Source organism: Acinetobacter sp. YH12040, from assembly GCF_013420005.1.
Lineage (GTDB): Bacteria > Pseudomonadota > Gammaproteobacteria > Pseudomonadales > Moraxellaceae > Acinetobacter > Acinetobacter amyesii.
This window is the reverse complement of record NZ_VOZB01000003.1, coordinates 363,577-385,050: the sequence shown is the minus strand read 5'-3', so window position 1 is coordinate 385,050 and position 21,474 is coordinate 363,577. Positions and strand designations below refer to the sequence as shown.

Annotated in this window: 23 protein-coding genes and 1 riboswitch; of the genes, 8 read left to right on the top strand and 15 right to left on the bottom strand. The window is 37.2% G+C overall.

Annotated features, from left to right (window positions below):
- Positions 1-155 precede the first annotated feature (155 nt).
- The 3 genes from istA (at position 156) to FTT99_RS05100 (ending at position 2,963) form a co-directional block, all read left to right on the top strand.
- Positions 156-1,688 (top strand): IS21 family transposase, encoded by a 1,533-nt coding sequence (gene istA / locus FTT99_RS05110; RefSeq protein ID WP_180072155.1) that lies wholly within the window; start codon positions 156-158, stop codon positions 1,686-1,688.
- On the top strand, positions 1,689-2,444 hold the full coding sequence (gene istB, locus FTT99_RS05105) for an IS21-like element helper ATPase IstB (protein ID WP_180072157.1): 756 nt from the start codon (positions 1,689-1,691) through the stop codon (positions 2,442-2,444).
- A gap of 78 nt (positions 2,445-2,522) precedes the next feature.
- Positions 2,523-2,963, top strand: coding sequence for a hypothetical protein (locus FTT99_RS05100; RefSeq protein WP_180132179.1), 441 nt, complete (start codon positions 2,523-2,525; stop codon positions 2,961-2,963).
- Between the two features lie 11 nt (positions 2,964-2,974).
- Here the strand turns inward: FTT99_RS05100 and FTT99_RS05095 are convergent, their stop codons facing one another.
- The 10 genes from FTT99_RS05095 to FTT99_RS05050 form a co-directional block, all read right to left on the bottom strand.
- The gene (locus tag FTT99_RS05095; RefSeq protein ID WP_180132178.1) at positions 2,975-3,406 is read right to left on the bottom strand and encodes a roadblock/LC7 domain-containing protein; all 432 of its coding nucleotides are present in this window, start codon (positions 3,404-3,406) and stop codon (positions 2,975-2,977) included.
- 10 nt (positions 3,407-3,416) lie between these two features.
- Positions 3,417-3,953 carry an ATP/GTP-binding protein gene (locus FTT99_RS05090; RefSeq protein ID WP_078193879.1) on the bottom strand — a complete coding sequence of 179 codons (537 nt, stop codon included), beginning with the start codon at positions 3,951-3,953 and terminating at the stop codon, positions 3,417-3,419.
- Between the two features lie 9 nt (positions 3,954-3,962).
- Positions 3,963-4,922, bottom strand: a complete 960-nt coding sequence (locus FTT99_RS05085) for a hypothetical protein (protein ID WP_180132177.1) — start codon at positions 4,920-4,922, stop codon at positions 3,963-3,965.
- Positions 4,923-4,974: 52 nt separating this feature from the next.
- Positions 4,975-5,334, bottom strand: a complete 360-nt coding sequence (locus tag FTT99_RS05080) for a roadblock/LC7 domain-containing protein (protein WP_180132176.1) — start codon at positions 5,332-5,334, stop codon at positions 4,975-4,977.
- 480 nt (positions 5,335-5,814) lie between these two features.
- The gene (locus FTT99_RS05075; RefSeq protein ID WP_180131931.1) at positions 5,815-6,399 is read right to left on the bottom strand and encodes a lytic transglycosylase domain-containing protein; all 585 of its coding nucleotides are present in this window, start codon (positions 6,397-6,399) and stop codon (positions 5,815-5,817) included.
- A gap of 342 nt (positions 6,400-6,741) precedes the next feature.
- Positions 6,742-7,227, bottom strand: coding sequence for a GNAT family N-acetyltransferase (locus tag FTT99_RS05070; RefSeq protein WP_180131963.1), 486 nt, complete (start codon positions 7,225-7,227; stop codon positions 6,742-6,744).
- Positions 7,228-7,316: 89 nt separating this feature from the next.
- Positions 7,317-8,516: an acyl-CoA dehydrogenase family protein gene (locus tag FTT99_RS05065; RefSeq protein ID WP_180005578.1), complete on the bottom strand. Its 1,200-nt coding sequence runs from the start codon at positions 8,514-8,516 to the stop codon at positions 7,317-7,319.
- Between the two features lie 29 nt (positions 8,517-8,545).
- Positions 8,546-9,832, bottom strand: coding sequence for an acyl-CoA dehydrogenase family protein (locus FTT99_RS05060; protein ID WP_171263801.1), 1,287 nt, complete (start codon positions 9,830-9,832; stop codon positions 8,546-8,548).
- A gap of 241 nt (positions 9,833-10,073) precedes the next feature.
- A complete protein-coding gene (locus FTT99_RS05055) occupies positions 10,074-11,447 on the bottom strand; it encodes an AarF/ABC1/UbiB kinase family protein (RefSeq protein WP_180131932.1) in 1,374 nt (457 codons plus the stop codon).
- 157 nt (positions 11,448-11,604) lie between these two features.
- Positions 11,605-11,910, bottom strand: a complete 306-nt coding sequence (locus FTT99_RS05050) for a hypothetical protein (RefSeq protein WP_078191029.1) — start codon at positions 11,908-11,910, stop codon at positions 11,605-11,607.
- A 309-nt stretch (positions 11,911-12,219) separates the two neighbouring features.
- Here FTT99_RS05050 and prmB point away from each other — a divergent pair, with 309 nt between their 5' ends.
- The 3 genes from prmB (at position 12,220) to FTT99_RS05035 (ending at position 15,132) form a co-directional block, all read left to right on the top strand.
- Positions 12,220-13,230: a 50S ribosomal protein L3 N(5)-glutamine methyltransferase gene (gene prmB, locus FTT99_RS05045; protein ID WP_180085082.1), complete on the top strand. Its 1,011-nt coding sequence runs from the start codon at positions 12,220-12,222 to the stop codon at positions 13,228-13,230.
- 13 nt (positions 13,231-13,243) lie between these two features.
- On the top strand, positions 13,244-14,338 hold the full coding sequence (gene aroC, locus FTT99_RS05040) for a chorismate synthase (protein WP_078193870.1): 1,095 nt from the start codon (positions 13,244-13,246) through the stop codon (positions 14,336-14,338).
- Between the two features lie 278 nt (positions 14,339-14,616).
- Positions 14,617-15,132, top strand: coding sequence for an N-acetyltransferase (locus FTT99_RS05035; protein WP_180131934.1), 516 nt, complete (start codon positions 14,617-14,619; stop codon positions 15,130-15,132).
- A gap of 102 nt (positions 15,133-15,234) precedes the next feature.
- Here FTT99_RS05035 and FTT99_RS05030 read toward each other — a convergent pair whose 3' ends face one another.
- Positions 15,235-15,762, bottom strand: a complete 528-nt coding sequence (locus FTT99_RS05030) for a hypothetical protein (RefSeq protein WP_180131935.1) — start codon at positions 15,760-15,762, stop codon at positions 15,235-15,237.
- A 174-nt stretch (positions 15,763-15,936) separates the two neighbouring features.
- Positions 15,937-16,710 (bottom strand): hypothetical protein, encoded by a 774-nt coding sequence (locus FTT99_RS05025; protein WP_180131937.1) that lies wholly within the window; start codon positions 16,708-16,710, stop codon positions 15,937-15,939.
- A gap of 229 nt (positions 16,711-16,939) precedes the next feature.
- Positions 16,940-17,030, top strand: a riboswitch (glycine riboswitch).
- Positions 17,031-17,164: 134 nt separating this feature from the next.
- Between FTT99_RS05025 and FTT99_RS05020 the strand changes: the two genes are divergently transcribed.
- Positions 17,165-18,406, top strand: a complete 1,242-nt coding sequence (locus FTT99_RS05020) for a D-amino acid dehydrogenase (RefSeq protein ID WP_180003788.1) — start codon at positions 17,165-17,167, stop codon at positions 18,404-18,406.
- Between the two features lie 75 nt (positions 18,407-18,481).
- Here the strand turns inward: FTT99_RS05020 and FTT99_RS05015 are convergent, their stop codons facing one another.
- Complete coding sequence (locus FTT99_RS05015; protein ID WP_180003787.1) at positions 18,482-19,132, bottom strand: hypothetical protein; 651 nt, start codon at positions 19,130-19,132, stop codon at positions 18,482-18,484.
- 100 nt (positions 19,133-19,232) lie between these two features.
- On the opposite strand from FTT99_RS05015, the gene ispF reads away from it, so the two are divergent.
- Positions 19,233-19,721 (top strand): 2-C-methyl-D-erythritol 2,4-cyclodiphosphate synthase, encoded by a 489-nt coding sequence (gene ispF / locus FTT99_RS05010; protein ID WP_078193864.1) that lies wholly within the window; start codon positions 19,233-19,235, stop codon positions 19,719-19,721.
- Here the strand turns inward: ispF and FTT99_RS05005 are convergent.
- Together FTT99_RS05005 and FTT99_RS05000 are read right to left on the bottom strand one after the other, a co-directional pair.
- Positions 19,709-20,233: a protein tyrosine phosphatase family protein gene (locus tag FTT99_RS05005; protein WP_180063791.1), complete on the bottom strand. Its 525-nt coding sequence runs from the start codon at positions 20,231-20,233 to the stop codon at positions 19,709-19,711. The two genes, ispF and FTT99_RS05005, sit on opposite strands and share 13 nt — an antisense overlap.
- A 57-nt stretch (positions 20,234-20,290) precedes the next feature.
- On the bottom strand, positions 20,291-21,382 hold the full coding sequence (locus FTT99_RS05000) for a 3-deoxy-7-phosphoheptulonate synthase (RefSeq protein ID WP_143221612.1): 1,092 nt from the start codon (positions 21,380-21,382) through the stop codon (positions 20,291-20,293).
- Between the last annotated feature and the right edge of the window lie 92 nt (positions 21,383-21,474).

Below are 21,474 nucleotides of genomic sequence, written 5' to 3'. Positions count from 1 at the left end.
TTATGCAGAAAGTATAAAGACCCATGCGTCAACATGAGTCTTTATAAATTTGTCTTTAACTTGCACGTCCAAGACAAATTTATTCTAAAAGACATTGGTTATATTATCAATGTTTATGGTGCTTTCTGCCTCATTTTTTATTCTGAGGTATAATTATGAACACATCTATTGAAAAAATTAGGCTAGTAATTAGCTATATATTTAGTCATAAAAGCAATCGAGAAATAGCTAAAATTGTAGAAATCTCTCGTGAAACAGTATCAAAAATCAAGTCCTTACTAATTTTGACAGAATTAACTTATGAAGATTTTACTAAACTAAACAATTCAGAATTAGAACAAAAATTAAAAATTAATCGCTCAATAAAACGTATCAAAAAGTCACAACCTGACTGCGAAGCGATATGTAGTGAGTTAGCTACGTATAAAGGACTTACAAAGGCTATTCTTTGGGAAGAATATAGATTGAAAACTCATGGAAATGGTGTTGGATACACACGGTTTTGTGAACTAATAAAACAAGCACAAAAACAAAAAGACATTCCAATGAAGCAAGAATATTATCCGGGTGAAATAGTACAAATTGATTACAGTGGGGATCTTGTAGATATTGACTTATTTAATGGTGATGTAATAAATGCCAATATTTTTGTTGGGGCTTTACCTTTTTCTAGTTTAATTTTTGCTTATGCCACGGAATCACAAAAAACCGAAGATTGGATTCGAGGATGCTCTCAAATGTTTGATAAAATTGATGGTATTCCTCAAACTATTGTTTGTGACAATGCTAAAGCATTAATTACCAAACATAGAAATCGAATCGTTGAAGTTAATCCATATTTTCAAGAATTTTTAGAATTTCATAAAATTAATGTTCTGCCAGCTCGACCACGGAAACCAAGAGATAAAGCAGTCAGTGAAAATGCCGTGAATATTGTACAAAAGCAGATTTTAATGAGAATACGTCATGAAAAATTTACAAGTATAAAGGCTTTGAATGAAAGACTTGAATATATGGTGGATTGTTATAATCATAAAAAAACTAAAACTTTTTCGCAGGGTCGGATGGCTATATTTCTTGAGCATGAAAAAAAATTACTTAGACCCTTACCTTTAATCAAATACAAAGTATTGAATGAATATTCGAAAACAATAGTACCTTCTGATTATCATGTGAAATATTTGAACAATTCTTACTCTGTTCCTCATCAGTATATTAGAGAAAAAGTTGAGCTAAAAATTTTAGATAATCAGCTATATATCTATCAAGATAAAAAACTAATCGCTCAACATACGCTTCTTCAAGGCGAAGGAAAAATCTCTACATTTTATGAACATAAAACGGAGAATCATAGAACTACAGATTATCTATCGAAGGAAAGTATTTTAAATTGGTCCCAATCAATTGGCACTAACACGTTCAATTACTGTAATATGATTATTTGTAAAAACTCAAATTTATACAACAACTTAAATTATTTATTTGATTTCAGAAGTTGGGTTAATAGTAAACAATTCATTGATCGACTTGAACAGGCCTTATGTTATGCCTATAAATTAAAAATAGAAAATTTGGCTAGATTAAAGTCCATTATTGAATCAAGATCATATTTGGAGTTTGATCAACAAGATGTTGTAAAAGAACATAAAAATCTGCGTGGTTCCAGTTATTATAAAGGGGATAAATAAATGTTAAATCCTCATTTATCAACATTACTTGCACAGTTGAAATTGCATGGTTTTACTCAATCATTAGATTCTAATATTGATGCTGTTTATTCAGGTGAAATCAATTTTGAAGAAGCTATGATTGATGCTTGTAAAACCGAGTTGTTAACTCGGGCACGAAAGCTCACTGAACGACTAATACGAAATGCGTATCTAAGATATCCTCATGCTTGTATTGATGAAATTAAGTTTGATATAGAACGTCGTGGCTTATCAAAGCAATTTGTTAATAGATTTTCAGAGTGCACTTGGATTAATTTACATAAGAACATGAGCATACAAGGTCCAACTGGGGTAGGAAAAACATGGCTTGCATGTGCTTTCGCAACTGAAGCATGTAAAAAAGGTTATAAGACTATTTTTTATAGAGCATCTGAGTTTTTTGAAGCATTAGAACAAGCTATAGATCAATCAAATGAAAAGCTTTTTATTAAAAAATTGATTAGATATGATTTACTTATAATTGATGATTTTGGTCTTAGTAATATTCCTCCAAAAATAGAAAGTCTTTTACTAGAATTTATTGATAATTATTCAATATGCGGCAGCTTACTTATTACAAGTCAATTCTCATATGATTTATGGCACACAAAATTCCAAGATCCTACCATTGCTGATGCAATTCTAGATCGAATTATCCATAACTCTTATACACTGGAAATAGATGGTGACTCAATGAGGAAAACTGTAATGCTAGATACAACTACCACTCTTTAAAAGTGGTAGATTTTAAAGTGAAATGGGTGGCAGATTTTGAGTGTGATATACACTTTAATAATATATAGGGTATTTAAGATGTTTTTAAAAAAATTATTAACTATAGTTTTATTTGCATTTGTTTCTTTCAATACTACAGCCGGTGTGTATCAGGATAAACTAAGTGAATGTTTGGTAAATAAAATTTCAGCAGAAGAGAGTCAGAACTTAACGGCTTGGATTTATTTGGCATTTTCAGCACATCCAGAAATTTCTAAATATAGTAAAGTAACGTCCGCTGAGATGCAAAAGATTGATAAAAATATGGCAAATTTATTTCAAGATTTATTTACTAAACGTTGTAATGCTGAAATCAAGGCTGTTACAGAAAATGAAGGAACAAATGCTTTGGGTAAAGCATTTGAACTATTGGGGAATCGTGCAGCTGAGAACCTGATGAAAAATCCAGTTGTTGAAAAACGTATTGCATCATTTGCACAATATTTTGATGAAGATAAAATGCGTGACTCGATGAAATAAATTGAATCGGACTAGGCGAATGTATTTGACAGTTGATATTCGCTTAGTTCATTACTCACTCTTTTTAAGGAATATAATAATTGCCCTAATAATACATTTTTTGATGTTAAGACAACTAATATCATGGGGTGTAGAGGATGAGAGATAGCTGTGAGTAATGCTTTACCATTTTCTGCATCTAATGTAATGGTTTGACAGCCGACTAAATTAATTTCATTAGTAAAAGCTTGAACCATTGCTAAGATCGAACTGCTTACAGCTGCAAGTTTTCCAGAATTTTCAATATTTTTCTTTTCTATAGATTTTAATTCAAAACCATCTGTTGAACATAACATCGTATATTCAACACCGGACACATCAGAAATTAACTCCTTCATGAGTTTATGTGCCTGTTCAATAAGCTGTAGTGGTGCTGAACGTGTTGTACGAATTGCTGTATTCATAATATCTTCATTAGATTGAAAGTTGAACTTCGGCTTTTGCAATAAGTGCTTCTAGAATAAAAAGAATGTCTTTTTTATTTCTAGCATCGATATAAAAAATGGGGTGATGTATCTGTTGTGAATCCTGCCATTCTTTATAAAGTTTGGTGGATTTATACTGCGTACTGTCTAAATGTGTAATCGCGATGATGATGTTTTCATTATTTTCAGAAAAATAATTTAAATAATCATTCAGCTGCTGAATTGGATGGTCATGTGTATGATCAATCAAAATAATTGTACCAATCGCGCCGTTACAAATGGTATTCCATATAAAGTTAAATCTTTCTTGGCCAGGTGTACCATATAAACCAAGTTTAGTACCATCGGCGAGAGTAAGTTCACCGTAATCGATTCCAACAGTAGTCAACATTTTTTGATGCGCATTTTGATCAGTATTAAGCGCTTCTGTACTCAGTACAGGAATATCAGAAATACTTTGAATAGCAGTGGTTTTTCCGGCACCCATCGTTCCGGCAAATACGATCTTGTATTGCTGTAAAATCATAATGAAATTTTAGATTCCTAATTTTTTTCGAAGACTACGGAAAAAACTCTGCAGTGGATTTGAAAATTCTTGAGCTGTTTTTTGGCTATGATATACACTTGCCATGGCCGGTATCTCTTCTATGATTTGAGCTATGTGGCATGCAAATAAATAACGATTAATAAAGTTTTGGCTTAAATGTATTTGTTCAGCAATATATTGAGTAGAACTACCTTCCATAAAAAAAGCGGATATTTTCAATAGTGATTGTCGCTCAGCACAATGTATAGGCTGTGGCCAATGCAAAAGTTTATAGTGGCTTGTGTAATTGGGGGGAGTATCATCTACGTAATCCCAAACAAATTGCCATAATCCATGCTGTAAATTTATTGATTCCAACCCATATTTAAAAGTGACAACTGTATTTGTATCTGCTGAAATGAGTGTGATTTCAGAATTTTGTGTGATTTGTATATTTTGTTCTATCCAAAACTCATTGCTTAAGTTATCAATGAGTGCGATTGGTTTTTGATCTAAAAGCAATAGTTGACGTTGATGTTTATTTAAATCTTTAAAAGCCTGTGAGATCTGGAGTGCATTTAATTTAGGTTTTATGTCTTGAACAACAATAGGATTGGACACATTTACAGGATTAATGTCTCGGAACCTTAACGCAACTGAATGCTCTAACCAATGCTCAAATTGATTGGTATTTGTTAGGGGTAAAAACAGGGTATCGTGTTCGATTTGATTTGCGTTCAATTCATTTTTTTTAAGTTTAAGTATGATTAAATCTTCGTGCTTTATTTTATTTATATTCGGCAGGTCGATAAAGTCTTCATTGATTAATAGGACTTGGAGTTTTGAATCTGCAATGTTTGTCCAATGAATAGTAAAAGTTTCAGATAGCTTATTTGAAATAATAGATTTGATGTCATTGATAACATTTAGATTTAAGCCAAAGACAGAAATATATAATGTGCTATTCACGAAATGGTCCAGAAAAACTGGGTTATTTCTTGTGAAATAACCCAACTTTAAATTAAGAAAAATCTAATTCTTTTTCGAAATGTTTAAGTTCATGGCGAGCCATAGCAAGGTTTGATTTACTACGGTCTAAGACGAGGTAAAGAAATAATGCTTCATTTGAGTCGAGTGGGCGGATTAAGTGATATTGTTTACCCAGAGTAATTAGAATGTCTTCAATAGAGTCATTTAAATTCAACGCTTTGGCAACTTTACGCTTTGAGCGGACAACTTCAGTATTACCAGCAGCAGCTAATTCTAAATCGATGTCGTTATTGCCTTGTGTCGCCATAGCAAGGCCACTTTCGCTGTCAACCAAAGCTACAGCAATAAAACCGTCAATGTCTGTTAAAGCGTTTAAAGATAATTTGGCCATTATTAACCCCAATAAATTATATGTTAATCAGTAATATAGTTTTACTGACCTATATGATATTAGCTAAAAATAATGAATAAACAATGCTAAAAAAATCAGCTGGTTGATTATTGTTAATAATAAATAAAGTAAAAATGGTCTTTAAACGATTCTTGGCTGCTAATAGTTGTAGGATTGTGTAGAATATTTAAACTTTTTATAGAATTGTTGTATATGAAATTCTATTAAGGTTATTGTTTTGTAAGGGTTTTTTTATTAATAGATTTAATGTATTATTTCATTAATTTAATATACAAAAACGATTATATAAGATGAAATAAATATTAAAAATACATGCTGTTTGTTTGTTTATTGCTCATTAAAATACATCATATAATATTATTCTATAATCTATATTTGTGATTTAAGTCTATTAAATTCAAGTATTTGTGATATATGTTAAAAGTTCAATCATGGGGTAATAGGATTGAACTTTACTTCTTATAATGCACTTTTTAAATTATTTCGATGTTGTTTCACTTGTTTTGCATAACGTTTGCCTTGTTTTTTCATTTTTCGATTGGTGTTATAAGCGGTAGGTCCGACATTATAGTAGGCTAAAGCTTTTGGCATGCTGCCAGCGGCATTTTTATATTTAGTTAAAATAAATGACCCACAATTAATATTGGTGAATTCGTCATATAAATCCCCAGGGCATGTTGCTTGCCAATAACGTGGCATCACCTGAGTTAAACCGACTGCACCTGCAGGTGAACTGACATAAGGGCGGAAAGTTGATTCTTGGCGAATAACAGCAGCCAGTAGTAAAGGATCTAAGTTGTATTGATCAGCAGTTTGCACAATGTAGGGTGACACTCGATTTGCAGTTTCAGGATTGACTGAATAGGCCTTTTGGATCCCTGATGAAAGTTTAACAGCACGTTTTTCTACAGAGCCACCACCGAGTGATGAACATCCAGAAATCAGGGTTACAGATATAATAACAGTTGAAAACTTTAAGCTGTGAGCGCTTAGGAGCGACGAAAGACGAGTTGAAAGGCGAGTTTTATTCAGTACATTCTGCATTTATATTCACTTTAAAATAATCATGGCTAAGTGTAATTTCTAAAGTGATAGTATGAACTGGAGACTCAGAGGTCAATATTTTCTTAAGTTGCTCTATACAGTGTAATTGTAAAAATTGATGGAAATGTACTCAAATTACATGATTGTCTAAGTGAAGAGAGAAAAGCAGATCGTGTTAATTGAGTTAGTATTTCTCTCTTTACATTCTTACTTACTTAAGATTGTGGGTTATTCAAAAGCGGAGATCTTTAATTATAAAAAACTTGAATATCCACTCATTAAATATCTCTATTTGAAAAAGCTCTAAAACCTTTTCAGCGAAATTAATTAAATCTAAGTTTATTAAAGCGTTTTAAGCATCCAAATTTCACATGCTTGGCTATGACCTGTATTGCCCTTGGGAGCTTGTAAGTGTTGAAATCCTACTTTTTCATAGAGTTTTACCGCTTGTCCAAGTGTATGTGTAGTTTCTAAATAACACGCTTTAAAATTATGATCTTTGGCGAATTGAAAACAAAGTTCTAAAATATCTTTGGCTAAGCCATGACCACGTAATTCAGGCATAAAATACATTTTTTGGATTTCTAAAATGCTTGAATCTCCAGCTAAAGGAGAAAGGCCGCCACCACCTAAAATTGTACCGTGTTGATTTTCAATAACCCAATATTGTGCATTTGTTTGCGCATAGACGTGATATAAATCATCTAAAATTGGATCTGCAACGGCAAATCCTGATTCAGGTGCTAATCCAAATTCTTTGGAAACTGTGCGAATGACATTGGCAATGCTTGCATTGTCTTCAAGTTGAAGTGGTCGGATCTGAAACATAATCATCGAAAAACAAAAAGATGGATTGTTTATAGACTGATCCTATATAAAAATCCATCTTTAAGTTTCAAATTGCTCAAGCAAAGTAATTATTTTAATTCGCTTGAACTTTTACCCAGTTCACGTCGTGCAACGATTAATTGTTGAATTTGCTGTGTTCCTTCAAATATATCAAGGATTTTTGAATCACGTGCCCATTTTTCCAATAATTCATCTTCGTTATAACCAACTGCAGCTGCGAGCTCTACACATTTTAATGTGATTTCATTACCTACACGGCCTGCTTTTGCTTTAGCGATGGATGCTTCACGTGAGTTAGGTTTTTTGTTGTCGGCCATCCATGCGGCTTTGAGCATGAGGAGACGTGCTGCTTCCCAGTCTGCTTCCATACGGTAGATTTGTGCAGCAATATTCGAACTTTGTAAGATGGGTGTTGAATACTGTTCGTCTAATTCATCTTTAAAGATTTCTTTAATTCGCTCTAAAGATGCCTTTGCACAGCCTATAGCCATCGCAGCAACGAGTGGGCGAGTATTATCAAAAGTTTCCATAACCCCAGCAAAACCCTTTGCTACATCAATTTCAGCATTGCCTAATAAGTTTGCAGCAGGGACACGACAATCTACAAAACTAATGGCAGCAGTATCAGAAGCTTTAATACCCAATTTATGTTCTAGGCGTTCTACAGTCATTCCTGGTGTACCTTTTTCAACAACAAAGGATTTAATCGCTGCTCGACCTAATTTTTTATCTAGTGTTGCCCAAACAACTACTGAATCAGCACGTTCGCCCGAGGTGACGAAGATTTTTTCACCATTGAGGATGTATTCATCGCCATCTTTCGTCGCTGTTGTCCGAATTGCTGCTGAATCAGAGCCGCAATTGGGTTCTGTAATGGCCATAGCGGCCCAAGTTCCTTTTAAGCGTTCTAGTTGTTCATCATTAGCTACTGCTGCAATAGCTGAGTTGCCAAGCCCTTGGCGAGGCATACTGAGCAACAGGCCTGTATCTCCATAGCACATCTCGATGATACTGAGTGCAGTCGACATATTGACACCGTTTTTATTTCCCGTGTCTGTGTCGCCACGTTTATTGACGGCAGCACCTGCATTCATGCCATCACCGCCATCATTCATACCGTCGACGAGGGAAGACAACATGTCTAATTCTTTAGGATAGGCATGTTCGGCTTTGTCATATTTACGTGAAATAGGACGTAGAACATTTAAAGCGACTTCATGGGCTTGGTCGATCAGCAATTTAAATTTTTTCGGATTTTGTAAGTTCATGGACATTTCCTTGTTTTTATTTTGCTGAATTAAGCATGTAAGCCAGATTGAAGAATCGCTGTGGCACGTAAGTCTCTATACCAACGTTCTACGGGATGTTCTTTGGTAAAGCCGTGACCACCTAATATTTGCACGCCATCGGTCCCAATTTTCATCGACTTTTCAGCACATAATACGCGGGCTAAATAGGCTTCACGATGAAAGGGCTTGCCAGCTTCGGCTAGACTTGCTGCATTGAGGATGAGCATATGCATGGCATCAATTTCGATTGCCATATCTGCAATCATAAATGCCACACTTTGACGGTGCGAAATTGGCTCCCCAAAAGCTGTACGTTCGTTTGCATATTGAATGCAATATTTCTTGACTGCAGTTGCGGTACCAACAGCCATGGCACACCACATTAAATTGCCAAGATCGATAAATGATGTGTAGTTGAAATCTTGATCGCCTAAGCGTTGGGCAGGGGTCTGATCAAATTTTAACGTTACCGTTTCAGTGGCTTTCAAACCCATAGCAGGTGTTTTTTTTGCGCTAATGCTCTGGTCACGTTGCACAATAAAAACTTCAGGCTGCCCATTGAGCATGGCACTCACCAAGAGCACATCTGCCTGTTCACCTAAAAGGACTAAGGTTTTCTCCCCACTGATTTTATACTGCTGGCCATCAGCAATCGCGTGAGTTTTAAGTTGATAGGGATTAAATGCCGCTGTTGCCTCTTGAACCGCAAAGCTTGCACGTAGGGCTGAATCATCTGCAAATGCCGCTAAGTAGGTTGCTTGAACAGATTCTGAACCCCATTGGGTGATGGCATTGATACAGCTAAATGTCGACAGTAAACCTGCTGTTAAACTAAAGTCACCTTCAGCCAATTGTTCAGCAATTAAGATATTGCTAATGATATTTTTTTCTGCCGCGACGCCACCCAAATCTTCAGGTAAGGCATAATAATTTAGACCTAGATCTTGGATATGTTGCCATAACGCTTCAGGAAATCTTTCCTCTTGATCGGCTTGATGAGCAAGTGGATACAAGACTTCTGTGGCAAACTGCTGCATCGCATCAGCAGTCATTTGTTGTTCTTCAGTCAGGTTTAAATCAAATAATGATTTTTGTTGATTAGGCAAACGTTGCTTATGCACATCTTTGTTGGTCTGAAATACTTTTTGCGTTTGGCTCAAGGTTTTAAAACCAGCTTTTGAGCTCTGATACAAAGATTTTTCAACAAATTTGCGCAGTTTAAACTGATCGAGTACATCACTTCCGGCAATTTTAGTTAAAAGTGAGAGTCCAAATCCTTGTGCCTTGTTTACCATATTGGTCATTGTTGTTTTCCATTTGCGTTGTTCTTATTTAATGCTGACATGCCAAAGATAGAAAAACCATGTCATAAATGACATGCATGATTGTCAAAGATAAACGGCGCGCTTAAGTGATTTTTGATAGCTAAATGATTAATAAAGAATAGAAAAGTAAAAAGGCTTAAAAGTATTGTTATTTTAAAATTGACTTGGCTGACATTTGGGTCAGCCAAGTCTTAAGGTGTGCATAGCATCATTATTGATATTTTTGAATCATACGACGAACATTGGTTTTTGCTTCAATGACGGTCATAAAGGTATATGCACCGATAAATTTACGGCTAATAAACATAAACTCTTTAGGTGGAACAGAGAAGTAACGAGATGCCATCGATTTTGACGCTTGTTGCATCACACGGCTATGTAATTGGCTTTTTTTCCAGTCATAGCGTTGTTGTTCGTCCATAACGCCAGCAGGGATTTCTGGGTTATTTTCAGTGTTACTAAATGCCTCTGTCGCTAACAGAAAGACTTTAGCCATATCAGGTTTAATACTTTGTGGAATACCATCAAAGAACTCATAACCTGTCATCGCTTTGACCATTTGCTCAGAGCTATGGTGATAACCCGCGGTAATCAAATTACGTGCAACGCCTAATAGATGCTCATCGAACTGACGGATCGCACCAAAGTCGAGGAGTACGATTTTATCTGGTACATCCGCACCATTGCCCAAACGAACCAAATAGTTTCCGAAGTTAGGGTCGGTTTGCATTTCACCCCATTCAAAAATTTCACGTACGGCAATCTCAAGTGATGCTTCACCTAAGGCATTGCGACGCTCTTGAGGAAGTGACAGCATTACTGGGCTGTTAATCGGTACACCACGTTCAAAAGTCATACACAGCACTTGAGGTGTTGAATAACCATCAATGATTTGCGGCACGATATAGCGCGGGTCTTCTTTTAAGCGTGCAGCAAAACGGCGAGTGGTATCTGCTTCGATTTTATAATTTACTTCACGATGCATCATTTCACGAACTTCATCAAACCACTGATCAAATTCACGGGTTTGAGGAACCATTCGTGTCAGTTTGAGCATGTTTTTGAATAGATTCATATCCGAATCGATTGCATCTGCCACACCCGGATACTGGATTTTTAAAACCAGTTCTAAACCATCAGATTTACGTTTTGCACGGTGAACTTGTGCCAAAGAAGCTGTACCAAGTGGCTCATGATCAATCACGAGATCATCAAGTTTTGAGCCAAGTTGATTTTGTAATTGGACTTTAATGGCTGGCCATGCCAATGCAACTGTTTGATTGTTCAAGGTGTTGAGGGCTTGGGTGATTTCTTCAGGCAGAAAATGTTCACCATACAACGCCATCATTTGGCCAATTTTTACAATCGAACCTTTTAATTTACCAATTTCTGCGACGAGATATTCAGCCTGATCTTTCATGGCTTTTTTACGCTTTTTCTCTTTTTCTTCTTCACTCGAAAAAATAGAAGTAGCGTTTGATGCTGCCCAACGAGTTCCCGCAAGTAGCGATGCCTTTGCGATAGATAAGCGTCGATCCATAGAAGACGTTTTCAAGTGTTTGAGCTTATCGTTCTGATCTGACATGTAAATTAAATCCTTTAATCAGCAATTCGCAGAAAAATACATTGTAGCTAATTTTAACGTTTCTTAACGTATTAAAATAGTTCAACTTACTGAATATGCAGTAAGCACTTGCAAACTTAAGCAAGATGCCGCGTAGACAGGTACATTGGAAAGAAAACTATAAACGATATTTGATTTTTACCGTATCGTTTTGCATCAATGCGGCTTTATGTTCTTCAATATGTTGATGAATAAGATGTTGGACAGATTCGTCTTTAAATCCGGCAGCATAACCTTTGACAATAATAATGCTCGGTAAGCTAAAAAATAGGGTACGTGCGTTTTCTAGACTCGCATCAGGGAAAACTTGATGTTCGATCAGCAGTTGCTGAAAAAATGCCTTTTCAGTTTGCACGTTTAAAGACTGAGTGTCTTCCCAATAGCTTTGACGCATAGCCATGAGGTTATTGTGCTTATAGCTCATTGGAGCTCCGCATTTAAAATTTAACTGTTTGTATGGGGATGATTTTAAGAAAATAAAGCTTAGGATCAAGTACAAATTGCTAAACAATTGAGCTTGAATTGGTTTTTATTCGTAATTTTCATCTAATTAGATTTTATAGAATGCTGAAAGGCATAAAGTACACATTTCATTTCAGCGAATGTATCAGACCTCATATATACGGTTATGAAATGCTTTCAAGCGGTGAATAATGCCGTATTTTTATTATAAATAGCATCAAAACAAGGTATCATAGGGCGTTTAAAAAATTATGAACTGGAGACGCCTTAAGTGGATCGACCGACTATTAGCCCTGAACATTTACAGGAAGCAGCTGAAAACCTATCAACAATTCGTGATTATATCCGCTTTGGGGTAACAGCTTTACGTCAATATGATGCCCACTTAGGACAAGGTACAGAAGACTATTTTGCTGAAAGCTCAGCATTGGTTTTACAAACGTTATCTCTAGATTGGAATGCAGATGCGGAAATCTTAGATGCGAAATTATTGCCAAGTGAAGTTGCAGAATTTTTAGCATTGTTAGAACGTCGTATTAATGAAAAAGTTCCGACGTCTTATTTACTTAACTTGTCGTATTTCTTTGGTAAGCCATTTTATGTCGATGAACGTGTACTAATTCCACGTTCTCCAATTGCAGAGTTAATTGAAAACCGTTTTGCGCCATATTGCTTAGGTGAAAATGGCGAGATGGGTTCTGCAGTTAATAATCTACCTGAAAATGCCAATCCAAAAACTCCTCAGCGCATTTTAGATATGTGTACGGGTTCGGGTTGTATCGCGATTGCTTTAGCATATGCATTCCCAGACGCTGAAGTTGATGCAACAGATTTATCTAAAGATGCACTTGAAGTGGCGCAAATTAACTGTGAACACCACAATAAACAATATCAAGTGGCTTTACTTGAGTCTGATTTATTCGCCAAAATTCCAGCAGAAAATCAATATGATTTGATCGTGTCGAATCCACCATATGTGGATGCTGAAGACATGGCAGATTTACCAGAAGAATTCCACCATGAACCTGAAATGGCGCTTGCTGCGGGTCAAGATGGTTTGGATCTTGTCCGTAAAATGTTGGCACAAGCTGCAGATTACCTGACTGAAGATGGCTTAATTGTGATCGAAGTGGGTAACTCAGAATGGGCAATGCGTCAAAACTTCAATACCGTTGATTTTTACTGGTTACAGTTCCAAAAAGGCGGTACAGGTATCTTTGCATTGACTGCTGCTCAATGCCGCGAATACCGAGATTTATTTATTCAATCTGTTCAAGCATAAGGAGTCGTTTGACATGGCAGGTAATAGTATAGGGCAGCTCTTCCGTGTAACGACTTGTGGTGAATCTCATGGCGTTGGTTTGATGGCCATTGTGGATGGGGTTCCACCGGGTATTGAACTGACTGAAGCCGATTTGCAAAAGGATCTGGATCGTCGTAAGCCGGGCACATCTAAGTTTGCGACTCAGCGTAAAGAACCCGATGAAGTTGAAATTATTTCAGGCGTATTTGAAGGCAAAACAACCGGCACATCGATTGGTCTTTTGATCCGTAACACAGATCAAAAATCAAAAGATTATGGCAACATTGCGCAAACCTTCCGTCCGGGTCATGCAGACTATACGTATACACATAAGTATGGTTTCCGTGATTATCGTGGTGGTGGCCGTTCGAGTGCTCGTGAAACTGCGATGCGTGTTGCTGCGGGTGCGATTGCTAAAAAATTCTTGTTTGAGAAATTCGGCATCGAAATTCGTGGTCATGTAACGCAAATTGGTACCGAAAAAGCAGAGAAATTGGACTGGAATGAAGTTCCGAATAACCCATTTTTCTGTGGTGATGCAGATGCTGTCCCACGTTTCGAAGCTCTCGTAACTTCACTTCGTGCACAAGGAACGAGCTGTGGCGCAAAACTGGAAATTATTGCGACGCAAGTGCCAGTAGGTTGGGGCGAGCCTGTATTTGATCGTTTAGATGCAGATATTGCACATGCCATGATGTCCATCAATGCCGTAAAAGGTGTGGAAATTGGTGATGGCTTTGGTGTTGCCGAGCAGTTTGGTCATGAAACCCGTGATGAGTTAACTACGGATGGTTTCTTGGCAAACCATGCAGGCGGCATTTTGGGCGGTATTTCGAGTGGTCAGGATATTCGTGTTGCGATCGCCTTGAAACCAACAGCTTCCATTACTACGCCGGGTAAAACCATCACGATTAATCGTGAAGACACAGATGTGTTGACCAAAGGTCGCCATGATCCTTGTGTCGGTGTTCGTGCGACACCAATTGCAGAGGCGATGTTGGCAATTGTGCTTATGGATCACTTCATGCGTAACCGCGCACAAAATGCGGATGTAGTCGCACCATTTGCCCCAATTGAACCCAAGTGAGGAAACAAAGCGCTGCTTTGTTCCGAACGCGGTTGGTGAGTAGCGTTAGCGAGTCACAGTAGATAAATAACAAAGCGTTGCTTTGTTCCGAACGCGGTTGGTGAGTAGCGTTAGCGAGTCACAGTGGATAAATAACAAAGCGCTGCTTTGTTCCGAACGCGGTTGGTGAATAGCTTTAGCAAGTCACACTGATGAGAAAATTGCATAAAAAAACCAGACAATTGTCTGGTTTTTTTATTTCGGTAAACTAGGCCTATGAAAATAAATAGCAAAAAAATATGAATATAAGACATGCTTTACTTGGTGATATTCAGCAGCTTGAAAGCTTAATGAATACAGCCTATCGGGAAAATCATCCCAAGAGTTGGACCACGGAACATCATATTGTTCGAGGAAATCGAATAAATGTATCTCAACTCAGTCAACTCTTACAAAAAAAGGATTTTCATCTATATGTGATTGAGTCGGTACATGCGCAGATCAAGGGGTGTATTGGTATTCAAATGCAGGGGATGAGCTGTGAAATTGGTCATTTTGCAATTCATCCAAATGAGCAAGCTCAGGGCTTAGGAAAAAAATTATTGCAATTTGCAGAACAGCAAGCGATGTTGATTGAACCCAATGTTGAAGAATTTGTGATGTATGTGATTGATCGGCGTTTAGAATTAATAAAATATTATCAACGACGTGGCTATAAGCTTACAGATGAAAATCAAGCCTATCCTCTTCATCTAGAGGTAGGTCAACCGATTTGTGAACTGACAATTAAACAATTAATTAAACGAATAAAATAAAGACCATGTGATGCATTTGATCAATTTATAAAGCGAGATGAATAAAAAATCCCCAAAAAACATACACTAACTTTTGGGATTTTGATTTTAGACTATTTGGGCTTAAGAGTAAGCACGTAAAAATAGTCGGTAGGCATCTGATGATTTTTGGTTTTTTAGCATATAGTGTGCGATTTCACCTTGGTTGGTATTCATAATCACCGCAATATCTTTTGCGTCACAAAATTGTTTAAGCACAGTATCTGGGATCATCACGGTATTAGAAGAATCAATCACATTTGAATTATCTAAGCGACGATAATTTGTTTGACCTATTGCAGGATAAGACAATACTTTGCCGTCAATCACAAAAGATATTTCACTCATATCAAGCTGCTGTTGATCATAAGAATGCAGTGAAAGTGCATACTCACCTTTGTTTTTTTGCCAATCAATTGCAAGTTCAGGACATTTTTGCCCAGCTTCACATAGTAACTGACCCCGAGTAATGGTTCGTTGGATCACTTTGCTGTTTTCAACGGTATTCACACCTTTTAGCTTCAAGGTTCTTGTTTCAGGTTTATTTTTAGGTACGGTAATACAACCTGTGAGTAGTAGGAGTGTAAATCCTAGAACTAAATAATTTTTCATGTGTTTTTCCATGTTAGCGTTATTTTTATAAGCAATATTTATTTTGGCGCATATTCACGCAGAAAAACAAAAAAGTAAAATACATCACACTTTTCTAGTTTTGTTTGAGCACTGCTTTGATATAAGTAGTGGATATTCAAATAAACAATATTTTCACGTTATATTGAGCCCATTTCATAGAAGTTTAGATAATTTAAGCAAAATCTGTGATTTTGCGCTATCTATCTGTTCGGGATTGGTTTGTCGAGATAATTGGTTACGCGGTTTTTCACCTAAAAAATATTTGATCCGTTCAGCATTTGCACCTGATGGATGGGGAAGTCCAGCTAGAATCTGTTGATCATTTAAATAGCCTAAGCTGCTTACATAATTTAAAACCTCATCTACACCTTTGCCTAGCGGGATATAAATTGCGTTAGGAAGCTGTTGGACCATAGGAATAAAATAATCATCAATATGTTGTTTTAATAATTCATTTTTTAGCATTGCGGGTGTTGAGCCAGCATAATTTTTTCCATTGACCAAAATGCATTGCTGTAAAACCGAGCACATTTGCACCTTATCTTGATGAATGCTAAATAGCTCAGCAGTGGTCTGTATGCCTAATTGATTGTGTAATCCAATATGATCTAGCAGTTGAGTTAAATTTTTGCGAATAGGGCCACTAAAAGTACCACTATTCTTGGCAAGTTTAAGAATGTTTTCCTCAGATAATTGCTGTTCTAAGCCGTCCTTCGCTGCGATTAATGCATTACGCCATTGTTGTTGGCCTGGGCAGATGCCGACGATGACCACTTTTGTATCATGATTTATGGCCTCAAATGGTGCATAAAAGCTTTGAATAGTTCCCAGAGTCTTAAGTAGGAGTAAATCACTTTGGGTTAATTCTTCAATAGAATGTGTTTTGATCACAGATACAAAGCGAGAGAAAAGCGTAGAATCCGACATAAAACTTCAATCTTTCTAGTTATAAATTTCATTTAATATTTTAAACCTTTATTTTAAAGATTAAGTATTTAGGTTTAGAAAAAATGATTTTAAATTTATAACCTAACAACTTAAATCGATATAAAAATAATATTTAACAATATTGACCCAAATAGGACTTGAGATTTGGTACAAATATTGCTCATATCTAACTAAGGCAATACCAAGATGAATGCCGAATAAAAACGAATGGATGATTGCAGGAGAGAAGCACAGATCGTGCTCGCCGAAGGAGCAAGTTCCCCCAGGAAACTCTCAGGCAAAAGGACTGTAATCATATAAAAAATCTGGAGAGAAGTAGGCTAGACCTACTCACCGAAGGGGAAGGTTCACATTGCATCGCAAGGAACCAAAGCTCTCAGGTACCAATAACAGATGGGGCGAGCATAGGAAATATAATTTCCAAGGAGCCTATATGTGTCATATTGTTGTGATTGGTGCAGGTATTACTGGGGTAACGACAGCTTACGAACTCGGATTACTCGGCTATCGTGTCACTGTGGTCGATAAACATCTTTATCCAGCGATGGAAACGTCGTTTGCCAATGGTGGTCAATTATCAGCATGTAATGCTGAAGTCTGGAACCAAAAAGCAACGGTGGTGAAAGGCATCAAATGGATGTCACAAAAAACCGCGCCATTATTATTAAATCCAAGTTTTAATCTTCATAAATATTCATGGCTTTTTGAATTTATGGGGCATATTAAAGATTATCGTGAAAATACTCACGAAACCGTCCGTCTCGCATTGATGGCACGTCAGCGTTTATTTGAAATTGCTGAGCATGAAAACTTACAGTTTGATTTAGAAAAACGCGGCATTTTACATTTCTTTCATAATCAACATGATTATGAGGTGGCGACTCAAGTTAATAATATGCTCTGTGAAGGTGGTTTAGAGCGTCATCCTGTGACATTAGCTGAAATCCGTGACATTGAGCCTAGTCTGACAGGTGAATACTATGGAGGCTTTTATTGTCCGGGTGATGCCACTGGAGATATCCATAAATTTACAACGCAGCTTGCCAAAGCAACGGAACGCTTTGATGTGAAATATATGTGGGGTTTTGAGGTGACTGACTTTGAGCATCATACAAAAGGTGTCAATGTTCGATTAAAAGCCAGTGATGAAAATATGGAAAATCCTGATGCAGATAGCATACTTGAGGCAGATGCTGTAGTGGTCTGTGGTGGCGTAGGTAGTTATGAACTTGCACATAAACTCGGTGATCGCGTAAATGTGTATCCAGTCAAAGGATATTCAATCACCATTAATTTAAATGATGAACAAAGTCAGGCCAATGCGCCTTGGGTAAGTCTGTTGGATGAAAGTGCCAAAATTGTGACTTCACGCTTAGGTGCAAATCGACTCCGTGTTGCAGGTACGGCAGAGTTTAATGGCTATAACCGAGATATTCGTGCCGATCGCATTCAGCCTTTAATTGATTGGTCGAATCGTAATTTTAATCTATCAACAGAACATGTGGTGCCGTGGGCGGGTTTACGACCAATGATGCCCAATATGATGCCAGTAGTGCATGCAGGTAAGCGAGATCATATTTTCTATAATACAGGGCATGGTCACCTTGGATGGACTTTATCTGCGGCAACAGCTGCAATGATCAGCCAGCAAGTGCAGCAAACACATCCGATTTAACTGATATATTTTAGACACCCAAAAGCCTCAACGTTGAGGCTTTTTTGTATTTTTCTAAGTCATTCGAATTTGATCTTAATCATATAAACGATAAATCCCTGCAAAACGTTCACAGCCTTTTTGTTCGGTTTTTACTGAGAGTAAGGCCTTACTGTAATTGAACTGATATTTGCAGTCGTGTTCATTATCGGTGATTTGATTTTTTTGTTCGGGTGTTGTGTAAGCTAAAAATGGAATGGTTTGTGTTTCAACTCGATTGTTCGGATTACGATAGGCAATGCCTTCGATTTTGATGCTGTCTTTGCCCAGTTGATGCACTTTTAAATGTACAGGTGATGTCGCAAAATGGCCATTTTCAAATTTAAGATAATGCTGCGTTAAACTTTGGTTCATTGAGGTATAAATATTCAAATCTTCATAGCGAAGTTCAAACTGTTGTTTAAAACACTCCAAGTTTTTGCATTGCTGAACTCGGCTGTACCATAATTTTTGCGTATCTATCAGCAAGCGTATTGGGGCATCGGTAATCAACTGCGCTGTTAAAAAAAGCCCATCTAGCTTTTCACGTTGTTCTTCAAAACCGTTAGAACAGTAATTTTTTTTTGCATGAGTATTGGCATGATCACAGTCTATCTTTTCTGCATGCGTAAACGTCGCTAGGCCAGAACCTATTAGCAGAACCAGTCCGAATTTTTTGATGATATTTATTTCAGTTTTCAACAGCATGATCGCTTATACTTTCACTATGTTGCGCTTGCCCACACTATAGCGAAATAGAAAGCGTGAATACAAGATTTCAATCATTATTTTCTCAAGGAACTCAAGCATGATAGCTCAAATTCGTATCGGTCAGGGCATGGATGTGCATGCATTTGAAGAAGGTGATTTTGTAACGCTTGCTGGTGTTCAAATTCCACACACACATGGACTCAAAGCACATTCAGATGGTGATGTGGTATTGCATGCGCTTTGTGATGCATTATTAGGAGCTTTGGCACTTGGAGATATTGGTCAGCATTTTCCAGATACAGATCCAAAATTTAAAGGTGCCGATAGTCGAGTACTTTTAAAACACGTCTACCAAATGATTTTAGATCGTGGATATGTACTTAATAATGCTGATATTACCGTGGCTTGTGAGCGCCCTAAACTAGCAAAACATAATTTAGAAATGCGTCAAAGTATCGCAAATGTTATGGATGTTGAAGTTACACAAATTAGCATCAAAGCGACCACCACCGAAAAATTAGGGTTTACTGGTCGCCAAGAAGGAATTCTTTCTACCGCAACTGTACTGATTTCTCACGCAAAATGATCTGGATGGATCAGCGCATGTTGTAAATCTTGAGTTGCTTTACGGCCTTGGAGTTGTAAGGCAACCGCATGGATTAAACCTGTCCATGTTTCATTAGGTTCCCAAATTTGATGCATAAATTCTTGAGCCTTTGGCATATCAACATCCATATAGTATTGACGATATAAATACATCAAACTGCTGACACGGAAGTTTTTCGCACAGTGTAGCCAAACCGTTTGACCTTGAATCAAATGGTCAATCATATCGAGTACTAAAAGGCATTGATCATCTGAAGGGGTATCCCAAGAGATCGGAACTTGAATGTAGTTCAGGCCTAGATCTAGGCAAATGCGGTCTTCATGCTCGATATGATTGGATGCATCGGTCAGTGCTAAATTAATAACCGTTGAAACACCATATTCTTTGATCGTTTGAAGCTCAGAAGGAGATGGTTGTCCTGACGTTAATAAGTGTTCATGTATATATTGGAAGTTTTCAATGTGACTTAACGCATTTTCGATTTCATTCATCTGACAAATAATCCTTCAAAGTAAAACGCCATCTTGAAGATGGCGTTTTTCATTCACTTAGCGTGTCGGTAACACGTCTTTAAGTGCTTCATGCATCTCTAACAAGACTTTTTCAGTCGTATCCCAATCGATACAGCCATCAGTCACTGATTTACCATATTCGAGGTCACAGAGGTTGGCAGGAATATCCTGACGACCACCTTTTAAGTGACTTTCTACCATAATACCCACGATTGACTTGTTTCCGTCAAGGATTTGTTCAGTAATATTTTTGAGAACAAGGGGTTGTAGGTACGGGTCTTTGTTTGAGTTTGCATGACTGGTATCAATCATGATTTTGCCACTAACTTTTGCTTTGGCTAATGCCGCCTCTGCATCTGCAACAGAACCTGCGTCGTAGTTTGGTTTACCGTTACCGCCACGGAGTACGACGTGTGCATAAGGGTTACCACTGGTACGAATAACAGAAACTTGACCTTGGTCGCTTAAGCCCAAGAAGCTATGACCATGTTTAACAGATTGCATGGCATTGGTCGCAACGGTTAAACCGCCATCTGTACCATTTTTAAAGCCCACAGGTGAAGAAAGGCCAGAAGACATTTCACGATGTGTTTGGCTTTCAGTGGTACGCGCACCAATCGCTGACCAAGAAATAAGATCTTGGTAGTACTGTGGTGAGTTTGGATCGAGTGCTTCAGTTGCACAAGGCAAACCTTTTTCATTCAATTCAAGTAAAAGTTTACGACCAATACGTAAGCCTTTTTCGATGTTGAAAGAATCGTTCATGTCAGGGTCATTAATTAGACCTTTCCAACCCACAGTGGTACGTGGTTTTTCAAAATACACACGCATCACGACATAAATCGTATCTTGGATTTTGTCACTTAAAACTTTTAAACGGTCAGCATAATCATGTGCAGCGACTGTGTCGTGAATTGAACATGGACCAATGACAACAAAAAGACGTTTGTCATTTCCATCTAAAATATTACGTACAGTTTCACGGCCCTTAAGGACTGTTTGATAGGCAGTTTCAGTCAGAGGTAGCTCTTTTTTTAGTTCTGCAGGAGTAACAAGAGGCTGAATGCTTTTTACATTCACGTCATCAATGTCGTTTTGGGTAATAGAATTTGACTGTAAAGTATTCATTGCCGTCACTGGTTTGATTATACAAAAGGTTGTTTCGTGAGCCGAATATAACATGAATATAGCATTCAAATGTTATAAAAAAGATCAATAAG

What these genes read in the sequence shown, in the direction of transcription:
- FTT99_RS05025 (WP_180131937.1), bottom strand. Translation starts at nt 16,710, where the DNA reads ATGTCGGATTCTACGCTTTTCTCTCGCTTTGTATCTGTGATCAAAACA.
- ispF (WP_078193864.1), top strand. Translation starts at nt 19,233, where the DNA reads ATGATAGCTCAAATTCGTATCGGTCAGGGCATGGATGTGCATGCATTT.
- FTT99_RS05095 (WP_180132178.1), bottom strand. Translation starts at nt 3,406, where the DNA reads ATGAATACAGCAATTCGTACAACACGTTCAGCACCACTACAGCTTATT.
- FTT99_RS05000 (WP_143221612.1), bottom strand. Translation starts at nt 21,382, where the DNA reads ATGAATACTTTACAGTCAAATTCTATTACCCAAAACGACATTGATGAC.
- FTT99_RS05100 (WP_180132179.1), top strand. Translation starts at nt 2,523, where the DNA reads ATGTTTTTAAAAAAATTATTAACTATAGTTTTATTTGCATTTGTTTCT.
- istA (WP_180072155.1), top strand. Translation starts at nt 156, where the DNA reads ATGAACACATCTATTGAAAAAATTAGGCTAGTAATTAGCTATATATTT.
- aroC (WP_078193870.1), top strand. Translation starts at nt 13,244, where the DNA reads ATGGCAGGTAATAGTATAGGGCAGCTCTTCCGTGTAACGACTTGTGGT.
- FTT99_RS05070 (WP_180131963.1), bottom strand. Translation starts at nt 7,227, where the DNA reads ATGTTTCAGATCCGACCACTTCAACTTGAAGACAATGCAAGCATTGCC.
- FTT99_RS05035 (WP_180131934.1), top strand. Translation starts at nt 14,617, where the DNA reads ATGAATATAAGACATGCTTTACTTGGTGATATTCAGCAGCTTGAAAGC.
- istB (WP_180072157.1), top strand. Translation starts at nt 1,689, where the DNA reads ATGTTAAATCCTCATTTATCAACATTACTTGCACAGTTGAAATTGCAT.
- FTT99_RS05005 (WP_180063791.1), bottom strand. Translation starts at nt 20,233, where the DNA reads ATGAATGAAATCGAAAATGCGTTAAGTCACATTGAAAACTTCCAATAT.
- FTT99_RS05065 (WP_180005578.1), bottom strand. Translation starts at nt 8,516, where the DNA reads ATGAACTTACAAAATCCGAAAAAATTTAAATTGCTGATCGACCAAGCC.
- FTT99_RS05030 (WP_180131935.1), bottom strand. Translation starts at nt 15,762, where the DNA reads ATGAAAAATTATTTAGTTCTAGGATTTACACTCCTACTACTCACAGGT.
- FTT99_RS05020 (WP_180003788.1), top strand. Translation starts at nt 17,165, where the DNA reads ATGTGTCATATTGTTGTGATTGGTGCAGGTATTACTGGGGTAACGACA.
- FTT99_RS05060 (WP_171263801.1), bottom strand. Translation starts at nt 9,832, where the DNA reads ATGGTAAACAAGGCACAAGGATTTGGACTCTCACTTTTAACTAAAATT.
- FTT99_RS05080 (WP_180132176.1), bottom strand. Translation starts at nt 5,334, where the DNA reads ATGGCCAAATTATCTTTAAACGCTTTAACAGACATTGACGGTTTTATT.
- FTT99_RS05050 (WP_078191029.1), bottom strand. Translation starts at nt 11,910, where the DNA reads ATGAGCTATAAGCACAATAACCTCATGGCTATGCGTCAAAGCTATTGG.
- FTT99_RS05075 (WP_180131931.1), bottom strand. Translation starts at nt 6,399, where the DNA reads ATGCAGAATGTACTGAATAAAACTCGCCTTTCAACTCGTCTTTCGTCG.
- FTT99_RS05055 (WP_180131932.1), bottom strand. Translation starts at nt 11,447, where the DNA reads ATGTCAGATCAGAACGATAAGCTCAAACACTTGAAAACGTCTTCTATG.
- FTT99_RS05015 (WP_180003787.1), bottom strand. Translation starts at nt 19,132, where the DNA reads ATGCTGTTGAAAACTGAAATAAATATCATCAAAAAATTCGGACTGGTT.
- FTT99_RS05090 (WP_078193879.1), bottom strand. Translation starts at nt 3,953, where the DNA reads ATGATTTTACAGCAATACAAGATCGTATTTGCCGGAACGATGGGTGCC.